General features: G+C 71.5%; 8 protein-coding genes. 2 read left to right on the forward strand and 6 right to left on the reverse strand.

What is annotated here, in order from left to right:
• Positions 1–320: 320 nt before the first annotated feature.
• The gene (locus tag RIU97_RS25090) at positions 321–5,300 is read left to right on the forward strand and encodes an NAD-glutamate dehydrogenase (protein ID WP_404959824.1); all 4,980 of its coding nucleotides are present in this window, start codon (positions 321–323) and stop codon (positions 5,298–5,300) included.
• Between the two features lie 209 nt (positions 5,301–5,509).
• On the opposite strand, the gene RIU97_RS25095 is transcribed toward RIU97_RS25090, so the two are convergent.
• Together RIU97_RS25095 and RIU97_RS25100 are read right to left on the reverse strand one after the other, a co-directional pair.
• A complete protein-coding gene (locus RIU97_RS25095) occupies positions 5,510–6,286 on the reverse strand; it encodes an ABC transporter ATP-binding protein (protein ID WP_404959825.1) in 777 nt (258 codons plus the stop codon).
• Positions 6,279–7,187, reverse strand: coding sequence for an ABC transporter permease (locus RIU97_RS25100; RefSeq protein WP_404959826.1), 909 nt, complete (start codon positions 7,185–7,187; stop codon positions 6,279–6,281). The genes RIU97_RS25095 and RIU97_RS25100 overlap by 8 nt, the downstream gene beginning before the upstream one ends.
• Before the next feature lie 134 nt (positions 7,188–7,321).
• Here RIU97_RS25100 and RIU97_RS25105 point away from each other — a divergent pair, with 134 nt between their 5' ends.
• Entirely contained in the window at positions 7,322–7,936 is a 615-nt protein-coding gene (locus RIU97_RS25105) for a TetR/AcrR family transcriptional regulator (protein WP_404959828.1), read from the forward strand.
• 115 nt (positions 7,937–8,051) lie between these two features.
• Here the strand turns inward: RIU97_RS25105 and RIU97_RS25110 are convergent, their stop codons facing one another.
• From RIU97_RS25110 to RIU97_RS25125, 4 genes are all read right to left on the reverse strand, one after another.
• Positions 8,052–10,304, reverse strand: a complete 2,253-nt coding sequence (locus RIU97_RS25110) for a CDP-glycerol glycerophosphotransferase family protein (protein ID WP_404959829.1) — start codon at positions 10,302–10,304, stop codon at positions 8,052–8,054.
• 109 nt (positions 10,305–10,413) lie between these two features.
• A complete protein-coding gene (locus RIU97_RS25115; protein WP_404959830.1) occupies positions 10,414–11,415 on the reverse strand; it encodes a carbohydrate ABC transporter permease in 1,002 nt (333 codons plus the stop codon).
• On the reverse strand, positions 11,412–12,734 hold the full coding sequence (locus tag RIU97_RS25120) for a carbohydrate ABC transporter permease (protein ID WP_404959832.1): 1,323 nt from the start codon (positions 12,732–12,734) through the stop codon (positions 11,412–11,414). Before RIU97_RS25120 ends, RIU97_RS25115 begins: the two co-directional genes overlap by 4 nt.
• Before the next feature lie 4 nt (positions 12,735–12,738).
• Positions 12,739–14,100 carry an ABC transporter substrate-binding protein gene (locus RIU97_RS25125; RefSeq protein WP_404959834.1) on the reverse strand — a complete coding sequence of 454 codons (1,362 nt, stop codon included), beginning with the start codon at positions 14,098–14,100 and terminating at the stop codon, positions 12,739–12,741.
• Positions 14,101–14,118 lie beyond the last annotated feature (18 nt).

Raw genomic sequence — 14,118 nt, forward strand, 5'->3', positions numbered from 1 at the left:
ACTGTCAAAGTTTCACCCCAAGATTTATACAGATGCAGCGAATGACGACCTGGGGGTAGGTCGGGATAGCCTTGTACCCGTGATCAGCGCGATAGTCCTCGGGGGCACTGGAGCCTCCGGCCTGCGCCCGGCGCACGACCGTGCCCGGGCCTTCGCTGATCCCCGCCACCGGGACCTCCAGCCGATCTTGGCTCATTCCCTCCCGGTCGGCTCTCTCGACGGCATAGCGTCGATCCCGGACGGACACCCCGCCTCGCGGAGCTATGCCATTCCTTCCTTCACCTACGTCACGCAATGGCGCGCGACAGGAGCCAGAGGACATGCAGACCAAGCTGGACGAAGCAAAGGCCGAGCTGCTCGCACGGGCGGCCCGGGTAGCTGAGCACAGCCCGGCCGGGGGGCTACTTCCGACTGGGTCCGAGCAGGGAGAGCGTCCAGACCAGGACGCGGTGCTCTCCTACCTCCAGCGCTACTACCTGCACACGGCGCCCGAGGACCTCACGGACCGGGACCCGGTCGACGTGTTCGGAGCCGCGCTCTCCCACTACCGGCTCGCCGAGAACCGGCCGCAGGGCACCGCGAGCGTGCGCGTGCACACCCCCACGGTCGAGGAGAACGGCTGGACCTCCAGCCACTCCGTCGTCGAGGTGGTCACCGACGACATGCCCTTCCTCGTGGACTCCGTGACGAACGAGCTGTCCCGCCAGGGCCGCGGCATCCACGTCGTGATCCACCCGCAGGTCGTCGTCCGCCGTGACGTCACCGGCAAGCTGATCGAGATCCTCGGCCCCGACTGCGACGCCCACGGCCCCCGTACCTCGCGCCCCCACGACTCCCTCGTCGAGTCCTGGATCCACGTCGAGATCGACCGTGAGACCGACCGCGCCGACCTCAAGCAGATCAACGCCGACCTGCTGCGCGTCCTGTCCGACGTACGCGAGTCCGTCGAGGACTGGGAGAAGATGCGCGACGCCGCGCTGCGCATCGCCGAAGGCCTGCCCGAGGAGCCCACCGCCCCGGACCTGCGCGAGTACGAGCTCGAAGAGGCCCGCGAGCTGCTGCGCTGGCTCGCCGACGACCACTTCACCTTCCTCGGCTACCGCGAGTACAACCTCGTCGACGGCGACTCCCTGGCCGCCGTGCCCGGCACCGGCCTCGGCATCCTGCGCTCCGACCCGCACCACAGCGGCAAGGACGACGGCCACCCGGTCTCGCCGTCCTTCAACCGGCTGCCGGCCGACGCCCGCGCCAAGGCCCGCGAGCACCGCCTGCTGGTGCTGACCAAGGCCAACAGCCGCTCCACCGTGCACCGCCCCTCGTACCTCGACTACGTGGGCGTCAAGAAGTTCGACGCCGACGGCAACGTCGTCGGCGAGCGCCGCTTCCTCGGCCTGTTCTCCTCCGCCGCGTACACCGAGTCCGTGCGCCGCGTCCCGGTCGTCCGCCGCAAGGTCGCCGAGGTCCTGGACCGGGCCGGCTTCTCGCCGTCCAGCCACGACGGCCGCGACCTGACGCAGATCCTGGAGACCTACCCGCGCGATGAGCTGTTCCAGACCCCGGTCGACCAGCTGCAGTCCATCGTCACCTCCGTCCTGTACCTGCAGGAGCGCCGCCGGCTGCGGCTGTACCTGCGCCAGGACGAGTACGGCCGCTACTACTCGGCCCTCGTCTACCTGCCGCGCGACCGGTTCACCACCGGCGTCCGGCTGCGCCTGATGGACATCCTGAAGGAGGAGCTCGGCGGCATCAGCGTCGACTTCACCGCCTGGAACACCGAGTCGATCCTCTCCCGCATCCACTTCGTCATCCGCGTCCCGCAGGGCACCGAGCTGCCCGGCCTGACCGACGGCGACGTCGAGCGCATCGAGAGCCGCCTCGTCGAGGCCGCCCGCTCCTGGGCCGACGGCTTCCAGGAAGCGCTGATCGCCGAGTGCGGCGAGGAGCGCGCCGCGGAGCTGCTGCGCCGCTACGGCACCTCCTTCGCCGAGGGCTACAAGGCCGACCACTCGCCGCGCGCCGCCGTCGCCGACCTGATCCACCTGGAGCGGCTCGCCGCCAGCGACCGGAAGTTCGCGCTCTCGCTGTACGAGCCGGTGGGCGCCGCCCCCGGCGAACGCCGGTTCAAGATCTTCCGCACCGGCGAGCAGGTCTCGCTCTCCGCGGTCCTGCCGGTGCTGCAGCGCCTCGGCGTCGAGGTCACCGACGAGCGCCCGTACGAGCTCCGCCGCTCGGACCGGGTCAGCGCGTGGATCTACGACTTCGGCCTGCGGATGCCCCTGCCCACCGGGACCGGTGACGCCGCGGCGGCCAACTACCTCGGCGACGACGCCCGCGAGCGCTTCCAGGACGCCTTCGCGGCGGTCTGGCAGGGCGACGCGGAGAACGACAACTTCAACTCCCTCGTGCTGAGCGCCGGGCTCACCTGGCGGCAGGCCGTCGTCCTGCGCGCGTACGCCAAGTACCTGCGCCAGGCCGGCTCCACCTTCAGCCAGGACTACATGGAGGACACCCTCCGCAACAACGTCCACACCACCCGGCTGCTGGTCTCGCTCTTCGAGGCCCGGATGTCGCCCGTCCGCCAGGCCGCCGGCAGCGAGCTCGTCGACGCCATGCTGGAGGAGCTGGACGGGGCCCTGGACCAGGTCGCCTCGCTCGACGAGGACCGCATCCTGCGCGCCTTCCTCACCCTCATCAAGGCGACGCTGCGGACCAACTTCTTCCAGACCAGCAGCACGGGCGAGCAGCACTCCTACGTGTCGATGAAGTTCGACCCGCAGGCCATCCCCGACCTCCCCGCGCCCCGCCCGGCCTTCGAGATCTGGGTGTACTCCCCGCGCGTCGAGGGCGTCCACCTGCGCTTCGGCAAGGTCGCCCGAGGCGGCCTGCGCTGGTCCGACCGCCGCGAGGACTTCCGTACGGAGATCCTCGGTCTGGTCAAGGCGCAGATGGTCAAGAACACCGTCATCGTGCCGGTCGGTGCCAAGGGCGGCTTCGTCGCCAAGAACCTCCCGGACCCGTCGGTGGACCGCGACGCCTGGCTCGCCGAGGGCATCGCCTCGTACAAGATCTTCATCTCGGCGCTGCTCGACATCACCGACAACATGGTCGGCGGCGAGGTCGTGCCCCCGAAGGGCGTGGTCCGCCACGACGAGGACGACACCTACCTCGTCGTCGCCGCCGACAAGGGCACCGCGACCTTCTCCGACATCGCCAACGGAGTGGCGGAGTCCTACGGCTTCTGGCTCGGCGACGCCTTCGCCTCGGGCGGCTCGGCCGGATACGACCACAAGGGCATGGGCATCACCGCCCGCGGCGCGTGGGAGTCCGTCAAGCGGCACTTCCGCGAGCTCGGCCACGACACCCAGACCCAGGACTTCACCGTCGTCGGCGTCGGCGACATGTCCGGTGACGTCTTCGGCAACGGCATGCTGCTCTCCGAGCACATCCGCCTGGTCGCCGCCTTCGACCACCGGCACATCTTCATCGACCCGACCCCGGACGCGGCCACCTCGTACGCGGAGCGCCGGCGCCTGTTCGAGCTGCCGCGTTCCTCGTGGGCCGACTACGACAGCTCGCTGCTCTCCCCGGGCGGCGGCATCCACCCGCGCAGCGCGAAGTCCATCCCGGTCAACGCGCACGTCCGCGAGGCCCTCGGCATCGAGGCGGGCGTCACCAAGATGACCCCCGCCGACCTGATGCAGGCCATCCTCCAGGCCCCCGTGGACCTGCTGTGGAACGGCGGCATCGGTACGTACGTCAAGGCGACGGCCGAGACGCACGCCGACGTCGGCGACAAGGCCAACGACTCGATCCGCGTCAACGGCTCCCACGTGCGGGCCAAGGTCATCGGCGAGGGCGGCAACCTGGGCCTGACCCAGCTCGGCCGCATCGAGTTCGCCCGGACCGGCGCCGGCGGCGAGGGCGGCAAGGTCAACACCGACGCCATCGACAACAGCGCGGGCGTGGACACCTCCGACCACGAGGTGAACATCAAGATCCTGCTCAACGCGGTCGTCGCGGACGGGGACATGACCGTCAAGCAGCGCAACAAGCTGCTCGCCCAGATGACCGACGAGGTGGGTCACCTGGTCCTGCGCAACAACTACGCGCAGAACACGGCGCTCGCCAACGGCGCGGCCCAGGCCCCGAGCCTGCTCCACGCCCAGCAGCGCTACATGCGCCGCCTGGAGAACGCCGGACTGCTGGACCGCGGGCTGGAGTTCCTGCCCACCGACCGGCAGATCCGCGAACTGCTGAGCAGCGGCAAGGGCCTGACCCAGCCGGAGCTGGCCGTGCTCTTCGCCTACACCAAGATCACGGTGGCGGACGAGCTCATCGCCACCGGGCTGCCGGACGACCCGTACCTGCGCCGTCTGCTCTTCGCGTACTTCCCGGCCGTCCTGGGCGAGAAGTTCGCCGAGCAGATCGACGCGCACGCGCTGCGCCGCGAGATCATCACCACCATCCTGGTCAACGACACCGTCAACACCGGCGGTTCGACCTTCCTGCACCGCCTGCGCGAGGAGACCGGGGCCTCCACGGAGGAGATCGTCCGGGCCCAGCTCGCGGCCCGCGAGATCTTCGGCCTGGCCGAGGTGTGGGACGAGGTGGAGGCGCTCGACAACAAGGTCGCCGCCGACGTCCAGACCCGGGTGCGGCTGCACTCGCGGCGCCTGGTCGAGCGCGGTACCCGCTGGCTGCTGAACAACCGGCCGCAGCCGCTCCAGATCTCCGAGACCATCGCCTTCTTCGCCGAGCGGGTCGGCCAGGTCTGGGCTGAGCTGCCGAAGCTGGTGCGCGGCGCCGACCTCGAGTGGTACCGGTCGATCCTCAACGAGCTGACGGGCGAGGGCGTCCCGGAGGAACTGGCCGCCAAGGTGGCCGGGTTCTCCTCCGCCTTCCCGACGCTCGACATCGTCGCGATCGCGGACCGCACGGGTGTTGGCTGCCTGGAGGTCGCCGAGGTCTACTACGACCTCGCCGACCGCCTGGACATCACCCAGCTGATGGACCGGATCATCGAGCTGCCGCGGGCCGACCGCTGGCAGTCGATGGCCCGTGCGTCGATCCGCGAGGACCTGTTCGCGGCGCATGCGGCGCTGACCGCCGATGTGCTGTCGGTGGGCAACGGCAGTTCGACTCCCGAGGAGCGCTTCAAGGCGTGGGAGGAGAAGAACGCGGCGATCATCGGGCGGGCGCGGACGACGCTGGACGAGATCCGGGGGTCGGACGACTTCGACCTGGCGAATCTGTCGGTGGCGATGCGGACGATGCGGTCGCTGCTGCGCGTGCACAGCTGATCGGTTGGTTTGCCGAACGGGCCGGGCCCGGGACCTTGTGGTCCCGGGCCCGGCCCGTTTCGTGGTGGGTGTCCTCGGGTGCGGCGCCGTTGCGGGGGCGCTGCCCCCGAGCCCCCGCGCCTCAAACGCCGGGGGGCTGGATTTTCCAGCCCCGCCGGCGTTTGAGGCGCGGGTCCGGGCGGAGCCCAGGAAGGCCGGGGCGGGGCTGGTCAGCGGCCCGCGGTGAAGGCCTCGTACGCGTCGCAGACTTCGGCGGCCGGGCCGTCCATGCGCAGGACGCCCGCCTCCAGCCAGATCGCGCGGTCGCAGGTCTCGCGGACCGTGTTGATGCCGTGGCTGACGAGGAAGACCGTGCCGGCCTGTTCGCGGAGCTGCTCGATGCGGGCCTGGCTGCGCCGTTGGAAGGCGGCGTCGCCGGTGGCCAGGGCCTCGTCGATCATGAGTACGTCGTGGTCCTTGGCGGCGGCGATGGAGAACCGCAGCCGGGCGCCCATGCCGGAGGAGTACGTCCGCATGGGCAGGGAGATGAAGTCGCCCTTCTCGTTGATGCCGGAGAAGTCGACGATGCCCTGGTAGCGCTCCTGGATCCGCTGCTTGGACATGCCCATCGCGAGGCCGCCGAGCACGACGTTGCGCTCGCCCGTCAGGTCGTTCATCAGGGCGGCGTTCACGCCCAGCAGGGACGGCTGGCCGTGCGAGAAGATCCGGCCGCGGGCCACCGGCTGGAGGCCGGCGATGGCGGCCAGCAGGGTGGACTTGCCCGAGCCGTTGGAGCCGATGAGGCCGATGGCCTCGCCCTTGTACGCGGTGAAGGTGACGCCCTTGACGGCGTGCACCTCGCGGACGCCGGGGGCCGGCTTGCGGGAGAAGATCCGGCTGAGGGCCGCGGTGGCGCCGCCCTTGCGGCCTCCGCTGCCGTGGACCTTGTAGATGACGTGGACCCCGTCCGCGATCACGGTGGGGGTCCGGACCCGGGTGTCAGCCACGGCCGTATTCCTCCTCTGCCTTCCAGAAGTAGACGAAGCCGCCGACGCCGGCGAGCAGGGCCCAGCCGATGGCGACCGGCCACACGTGGTGCGGGAGCGAATGCGCTTGGAAGCTGTCGATCAGCGCGAAGCGCATCAGGTCGATGTAGACGGCCGCGGGGTTGAGTTTGAGCATCGTCAGCACCCAGTGCGGCAGGTCGCCCGTCTTGTGGATCTGGTCGATGGACCACATGACGCCCGAGGAGTACATCCAGGTGCGCAGGACGAACGGCATCAGCTGGCTGACGTCCGGGCTCTTGCTGCCGATGCGCGCCATGATCATGGCGCAGCCGGCGGCGAAGACGGCCATCAGCAGGAGCGTGGGGACGGCCAGGAGCCAGGCCGGGCCGGGCGTCTGGCCGAAGGCGAGCAGCAGGACGACGAGGGCGCCCATGGTGACGAGCAGCTGCTGGAAGAGCTGGACGACGGTGGAGATGGGCAGGCTCGCGCGGGGGAAGTGCAGGGCGCGGACCAGGCCGAGGTTGCTGTGGACGGCGCGGGTGCCGGCGTTGATGGAGCTGCCGATGAAGTCCCAGACGAAGACGCCGGTGATCAGGAAGGGCAGGTAGTCCGGCACTCCGCTGCTGGCCTTCATCGCGAGGCCGAAGACGAAGTAGTAGACGGCCGCGTTGAGCAGCGGGGTCACCAGGTGCCAGACCTGGCCGAGCTTGGCCGTGCTGTACGTGGCCTGCATGCGGGCCGTGGCGTACGCGGCCACGAAGTGGCGGCGGTCCCAGAGCTCCGCGACGTAGCGGGGGAGCGAGGGGCGGGCGCCGCTGAGGGTGAGGCCGTGGGCGGCGGCCAGGTCGGCGAGTTCCGCGGAGGTCGCGGGGCCGGTCTCGGATGCGGTCGCGGTGGTCACAGGGTTCGCTTTCGACGGGGTCAGGGCGTCGGCCGGCGATGGGACGGGTCCGTATCGTCGCTACGGCGAGATTAGGGTGCGCAGCGTCGGAACGCAACCGTATCGTCGTGACGGGGCGCGGCTATGCTCTGTGCATGACCAAGGACCCCGCCGCAGCCCCCGCCCGAAGAGCCCCCGCCGGCGCCGCCGTCCTGCGCGAGGACGTGACCGAGGCGATCCGCAGCGCGGTACTGGAGGAACTGGCCGCGGTCGGGTTCTCGCGGATGTCCATCGAGGGCATCGCGCGGCGGGCGGGCGTCGGCAAGACCGCGGTGTACCGGCGGTGGAAGTCGAAGCTGCACCTGGTGCTGGACCTGGTGGGGGCCTTCGCGGCGGACGGCCTGCCGGTGCCGGCGACGGGGTCGCTGTACGGGGACGTACGGGCGCTGCTGGAGGTCATGTCCCACGTGCTGAGGCACCCGGTGGCGTCGGCGGTGATCCCCGACCTGCTGGTGGAGGCGGCGCGGAACCCGGAGATCGCGGACGCGGTGCGGGGGGCGCTGCTGGAGGGGCAGCGGCGGCTCGCCGCGGGGATCGTGGGCGAGGCGGTTGCGCGGGGCGAGCTGGCGGAGGGGGTTGATCCGGATCGGGCGCTCGATCTGGCGATCGGGCCGCTGTACTGGAGGCAGGTGGTCGTACGGGACTCCGTCCCGGGCGGGTATCTGGACGAGCTCGCGCGCTCGGTGGTGGCGGGGCTGCGAGCCCCCTGACCCCTGCGGGCCGTCTGCGGGGGCTCCGCCCCCGAATCCCCGCGCCTCAAACGCCGGCGGGGCTGGAGGTGCCGACCGGGCCGAGGGAAATGGCCAGCAGCGGCGGCGCGGGGGGCTACGGCCAGAGGCGGGCCAGGGATGGTTCCTGGGCCGGGGTCGCGGCCGGGGCGGGGTGGCGGTCCTCCAGGGGGGTGATCGCGGGGATCGGGGCCGTCTGGCCCAGGAAGACCCGCCGGACCACCCGTTCCGCCGCGTGGCCGTCGTCGTACGAGCAGAACCGCGCGCGGAACGCCGCCCGCAGTTGCGCGGAGCGCGAGCCCTGCCAGTGGCCCGTGGTGAAGATGTCCACCAGCTCGTCCTGGGTCCGGGCGATCGCGCCCGGCGGGCACGACCGCAGGTCGAAGTAGGTGCCCCGGGCCGCCTCGTACGCCTCCCAGTCGTCCGCGTGGATCACGATCGGCCGGTCCAGCGCCGCGTAGTCGAACATCAGGGACGAGTAGTCCGTGACGAGCGCGTCCGAGGCGAGGCAGAGTTCCTCCACCGAGGGGTGGGAGGAGACGTCCAGCAGCCGCGGGTGCGGCTCCCACGCGCGGTCGGTGTCCGCGTACGTGAGGTGGGTGCGGGCGAGGATGGTGAAGCGCGGGCCCAGGTCGCGCAGGACCCGCTCGAAGTCCAGGTGTTCGGGCCGGCTGCGCCGGTAGTCGCGGTGGGTGGGTGCGTACAGGACCGCCGTCGAGCCCGCCGGGATGCCGAGGCGTTCGCGCAGCTCCAGTACGTCCGCGCGGCTCGCCCGGTGGAAGACGTCGTTGCGCGGGTAGCCGTATTCGAGGGTCGTGTAGGAGGACGGGACCGCCTTCTCCCAGACCAGGGTGGAGTGCCGGTTCGAGGAGAGCAGGTAGTCCCACTGGTCGGCGCCGCGCAGCAGGCCCGCGAAGTCCGTCGTCGGGGTGGCCGCCGGGCGGTCCTGGAGGTCGAGGCCGACGCGCTTGAGCGGGGTCCCGTGCTGGGTCTGGACCAGGATCTGGCCCGGCCGCTTGACCAGGGCGCGGTCGAAGTTGACGTTCGTGACCAGGTACGTGGCCCGCGCCAGGGCGGTCCAGTACGCCGCCGAGCCCGGGCGCAGCGCCGTCGTCTCCCGGGGCAGGGTCGAGGCGTGCGCCGGGTCGCAGATCCACGCCGTCCGCATCCGCGGCGCCAGTTCGCGCAGTGTGGCCTCGATCGCCGCCGGGTTGCAGGCGTAGCCGCCGTGCCAGTACGCGGAGAAGACCGCCAGCTCCGGGCGCAGGGGGAGGAGGCGCTGGGTCCGGTAGTGCAGGCGCACGGCCGTCTCGCGCAGGCCCCGCCCCAGGGCCGAGGCCGCGCGGCCCAGTCCGAGCCCGGCCGAACGCAGCGCCGACAGCAGCCGGTAGGTGCGCCGGGTGCCCAGCCGCATCAGGGTGTGGCGGACCCGGTCGGTCCGCGACAGGGACAGCGGCAGCGCGGACCTGCCGCCGGGGGCCCGGTAGCGGCGCAGCAGGGCGGAGGCGCGGCTGAAGAACTCGGCCCGTCCGGCGCGCGGGAGGCGGCGCGGGTCGGCGTACAGGGCGCAGAAGTGCTCGGCCATCCGGCGGTGCACGGCGGGGCGCCAGCGCTCCAGCTCGGGGCGGCCGGCGAGGTAGCCGAAGACCCGGTCGTACTGGTCGAAGATGTCGAGGTGGCGGCGGCTCGTGGTGGTCAGGATCGAGCCGGTGCGCCGCTGGCGGTAGTGGACGCAGACCCGGTCCAGGACGGCGACGGACTCCGCGGCCAGCAGCGCCGGGTAGGTCCAGGGGGTGTCCTCGTAGAAGCCGGGCGGGAATTCGAGCCCCTCGCGCTCCACGTACTCGCGGCGGTACGCCTTGTTCCACACCACCATCAGCATGGCCAGCAGCGCCGGGCGGTCGGCGAGCCGGAAGCTGGCCGGGCCCTCCTCGGACAGCCGGTGGGCGAGCCGGTTGCGCACCAGCTCGCCCGACCAGAAGGTGCGCGCGTAGTCGTAGACCAGGACGTCGGGGGAGCCGGTGGCCTTCAGCCGGTCGGTGACGGCCTGCAGGGCGCCGGGGGCGAGGGTGTCGTCGCCGTCGAGGAAGATCAGGTAGTCGCCGGTGGCCCGGGCCAGGCCCGCGTTGCGGGCCGGTCCCAGGCCCAGGTTGTGCGCCAGGTGCACGGCGGTGACCCGGGGGTCACGGGCCGCGTACTCGTCGATGATCGAACCGCAGGCGTCGGGCGAGGCGTCGTCGACCGCGATCAGTTCCAGATCCGGGTACGACTGCGTCAGGACCGAGTCCAGACTCTCCTGGAGGTAGGCCTGGACCTTGTACGCGGGCACGATGACGCTGAACCGGGGCACGGCACATCCAGGGGTCGGCGCGGGCATATGGCCAAGGAACCCCCGGTGTGGCGATCGGGTTACGCAGCGTGTGGCAATCAGGTTACGGAGCGTCAACGCCGCACGTCATTCACTTGATCGCGCCGGCCATCACCCCCGTGACGAACTGCCGCTGGAAGGCGAAGAAGACGACGAGCGGGACCACCATCGACAGGAACGCGCCCGGCGCCAGCACGTCGATGTTGTTCCCGAACTGCCGTACCTGCTGCTGGAGCGCGACCGTCACCGGCGGGTTCGCCGAGTCCGCGAAGACCAGCGCCACGAGCATGTCGTTCCACACCCACAGGAACTGGAAGATGCCGAGCGAGGCGATCGCCGGCCCGCCGAGCGGCAGCACCACCCGTGCGAACAGCCGCAGTTCACCCGCCCCGTCGAGGCGGGCCGCCTCCAGCAGCTCGCGCGGGATCTGCGCGAAGAAGTTGCGCAGCAGGAACACGGCGAAGGGCAGTCCGAAGGCGGTGTGGAAGAGGACCACTCCCGCCGTGGTCTCGAACAGGCCGATGGAGCCGAAGAGTTCGGAGACCGGGATCAGCGCCACCTGTACGGGGACCACGAGCAGCCCGACGACGACCAGGAAGAGCCAGTCCCGGCCGGGGAACTCCAGCCAGGCGAAGGCGTATCCGGCGAACGCGCCCAGGACCAGGACGAGCAGGGTGGCCGGCACGGCGATCGCGACCGTGTTCAGGAGGGACCCGGTGATGGTGTCGTTGGCCAGCAGCCGCTCGTAGTTGCCGGCGGTCAGCCGCGAGGGCGCCGTCAGCACCTGCCACCAGCCGCCCTTGTTGAGGTCGGTGGGGGAGACGAAGGAGGAGATGAGCAGTCCGAGGGTGGGCAGCAGCCAGAAGAGCGCGGCCAGGACCAGGAACACCCGGAGCGCCCCGCCCGCGGCCCGCGCGGCCCGCGCGGCCAGCCGGCCCGCGGCCCGATCGGCACGAGGTGCACGGGCGCCGGCCGGGCCGCCTGCGGCGTGCTCGGCGGAGGGGCGTGCGGCGTCTGCCGGGCCTGCACCTGCGGGCGGGCCTGCCGGAGGGTTGCCTCCCGTCGGGTCCGGCGCCGCGTCGGAACGGCTCATCGGGAACCCTCCTTACGGAGCCTGCGTATGTTCACGAGCATCACCGGGATCACCAGCACCAGCAGCAGCACGGCGATGGCACTGCCCAGGCCCGGATCGGCGTCGGTGCCGAAAGAGGTGCGGTACAGCTGCAGCGCGAGCACGTTCGCGTCGTCCTGGACCGCGCCCGGCGCGATCACGAAGACCAGGTCGAAGATCTTCATTACGTTGATGACGAGGGTGACGAGCACGACCGCCAGGACCGGCGCCAGCAGCGGGACGGTGATCCGGCGGAACACCTGCCACTCGTTCGCCCCGTCCACCCGCGCCGCCTCCAGCAGCTCGCGCGGTACGGCGGCCAGCCCGGCCCCGATCAGCACCATCGCGAACCCTGCCCACATCCATACGTACGCCCCGATGACCGCCGGGGTGACCAGTGCCGGGCCGAGCCACTGCACCCCGGCGTACGCCTCCCGGAAGTTCGCGGCGGGCAGCCGCAGCTGCGCCCCGTCGGCCTTCGCGGACAGGGTGAAGGTGCCGTCGGCGCGGGCCGTGGCCGTGTCGACCACCCGGCCGTCCCTGACCGCCTCGATCCGCATCCCGGCGAAGGCCGACTCGGCCGGATCGACCGCGTTCGTACGGCCGCCCCCGCCGCGGGTGAAGTCCTGCCAGGCCGTCCCGGTGACCTTCCCCGGCTCGGCATCCGCCGCCCTGGCGGTCCGCGTGCCCTCGGGCAGGGACTCCGGGGCCACGCCGACCAGCGGTAGCAGCACCGGGGTGCCCGCGCGGACGGGGTCGCGGGTCACGAAGGCGCCCCCGCCGGCGTCGGTGAGCGGCGAGTCCCGGCCCGGGCGGGCCTTGGGGAAGGCCGAGGACTCCGCGAAGGTGTCGTGGACCCCGACCCAGACCGCGTTGGCGACGCCCCGGTCCGGATCGTGGTCGTAGACGAGCCGGAAGATGATGCCCGCCGCCAGCATCGAGATCGCCATCGGCATGAACACCAGCAGCTTGAACGCGGTGCCCCAGCACACCCGTTCGGTGAGCACCGCGAAGATCAGGCCCAGGGCGGTGGCCGTGGTCGGGGCGAGCACCACCCACAGCGCCGTGTTCTCCAGCGCGGTGCGGATGGTGTCGTCGCTCAGGATCTCCCGGTAGTTGTCGCCGCCGACGAACACGCCGCCCGAGCGGTCGAAGAAGCTGCGGTAGACCGAGTAGCCGATCGGGTGCACGACGAGCGCGCCGAGCAGCACGAGGGCCGGCAGGAGGAACGCCGCCGCGACCAGACGGCGGCGCCTGGCCTCCGCGGACAGCCCGCGGGCGGCCTTGGCAGGGGCCTTCACGGGCCTAGTTTCCGTAGGCCTTGGCCGCGTCAGCCTCCAGTTTCGCCTGCGCGCCCGCCACGTCCGACGGGTTCGCCAGGAAGTCCTGGAGCGCCTTCCACTCGCCCGCGCCCGGGGTCCCGCCGAAGGCCGCCGGGGCCTGGTCCGACATGTCGAAGCGGAAGTCGTCGCCCGCCGCGATCAGCGCCTTGGCGATGTTCCGCTGGATGTCGTTCGGATAGGCCGCCGGGTCCACCGCCTTGTTCGGGGAGATGAAACCGCCCTCGCGGGCCTGGATCTCCGCCGCGTCCGGCGAGGCCAGGAAGGTCAGCAGCGCCTGCGCGCCCTTCGACGGCTTCAGCGCGACCGCCACGTCACCGCCCGAGACCACCGGGGCCTTCCCGCCGACCGCCGGGAAGGGGAAGACGAGGGCGTCCTCGCCCACCTTCGCCTCGGTCTGCGCGATGTTCACCGCCACGAAGTCGCCCTCGAAGACCATCGCAGCCGCCGGCCGGTCGCCTCCGGTGAAGGTCTGCGTCACCGACTTCGGGAACTCCGTCGACAGCGCCCCGCTCGGCCCGCCCGCCAGGAAGTCCTTGCGCCCGAACAGTTCGCCGAGCGTGGTCAGCGCCTGCTTGACGCTGTCGTCCGTCCACTTGATCTGGTGCTTGGCCAGCTGGTCGTACTTCTCCGGGCCCGCCTGGGAGAGGTAGACGTTCTCGAACCAGTCGGTGAGGGTCCAGCCGTCCGCGCCCGCCACCGAGACGGCCGGCGTACCGGAGGCGGACAGCGTGTCCGCCGCCGTGATCAGCTCCTTCCAGGTCGTCGGGGGCTTGACCCCGGCCGCCTCGAAGGCCTTCGCGTTGTACCAGATCAGCGACTTGTTGGCGGCCTTGTAGTACACGCCGTACTGGGTGCCGCCGACCGCGCCGAGCGACTTCCAGCCCGCCGAGTAGTTCTTGTCCAGCTGCGCCTGGGCCTCCGGGCCCACCGGCTGCGCCCACTTGTTCTGCACGGCCGAGACCAGCGCCCCGACCTGCGGGAGCAGCGCGACGTCCGGCGGGGCGCCGCCCGCGATCTTCGTACCGAGGAAGGTGACGATCGGGTCCTGGGCCGGGACGAAGGTCACGGTGGCCCCCGTCCGCTTCTCGAACTCCTTCAGGACCTTGGTGAAGTTCGCCTGCTCGGGTCCCGTCCAGACGGCGGAGACCTCGAGCTTCTCCCCGTCGAGCTTCGGTAACTCCACCTGGGGCCCGGTCGGACCCGCCGCCTTCGGCGGGTCCGTCTTCGCGTCCGTGTCACCGCCGCACGCGCTGAGCGCGAGCGCGCCCGCCGCGGCGAGCGCCGTCCAGGTGAGTGTCGTACGGCTCGTTCCGTGCCTGCGCATGGTTCTGCCCCCGATGCC

It is taken from the genome of Streptomyces sp. 147326 (genome assembly GCF_045000215.1).
Taxonomy (GTDB): Bacteria; Actinomycetota; Actinomycetes; order Streptomycetales; family Streptomycetaceae; genus Streptomyces.

Excerpts from the sequence above, each read along its gene's own strand:
- RIU97_RS25105 (WP_404959828.1), top strand. The coding sequence starts at position 7,322 with ATGACCAAGGACCCCGCCGCAGCCCCCGCCCGAAGAGCCCCCGCCGGC.
- RIU97_RS25115 (WP_404959830.1), bottom strand. The coding sequence starts at position 11,415 with ATGAGCCGTTCCGACGCGGCGCCGGACCCGACGGGAGGCAACCCTCCG.
- RIU97_RS25090 (WP_404959824.1), top strand. The coding sequence starts at position 321 with ATGCAGACCAAGCTGGACGAAGCAAAGGCCGAGCTGCTCGCACGGGCG.
- RIU97_RS25125 (WP_404959834.1), bottom strand. The coding sequence starts at position 14,100 with ATGCGCAGGCACGGAACGAGCCGTACGACACTCACCTGGACGGCGCTC.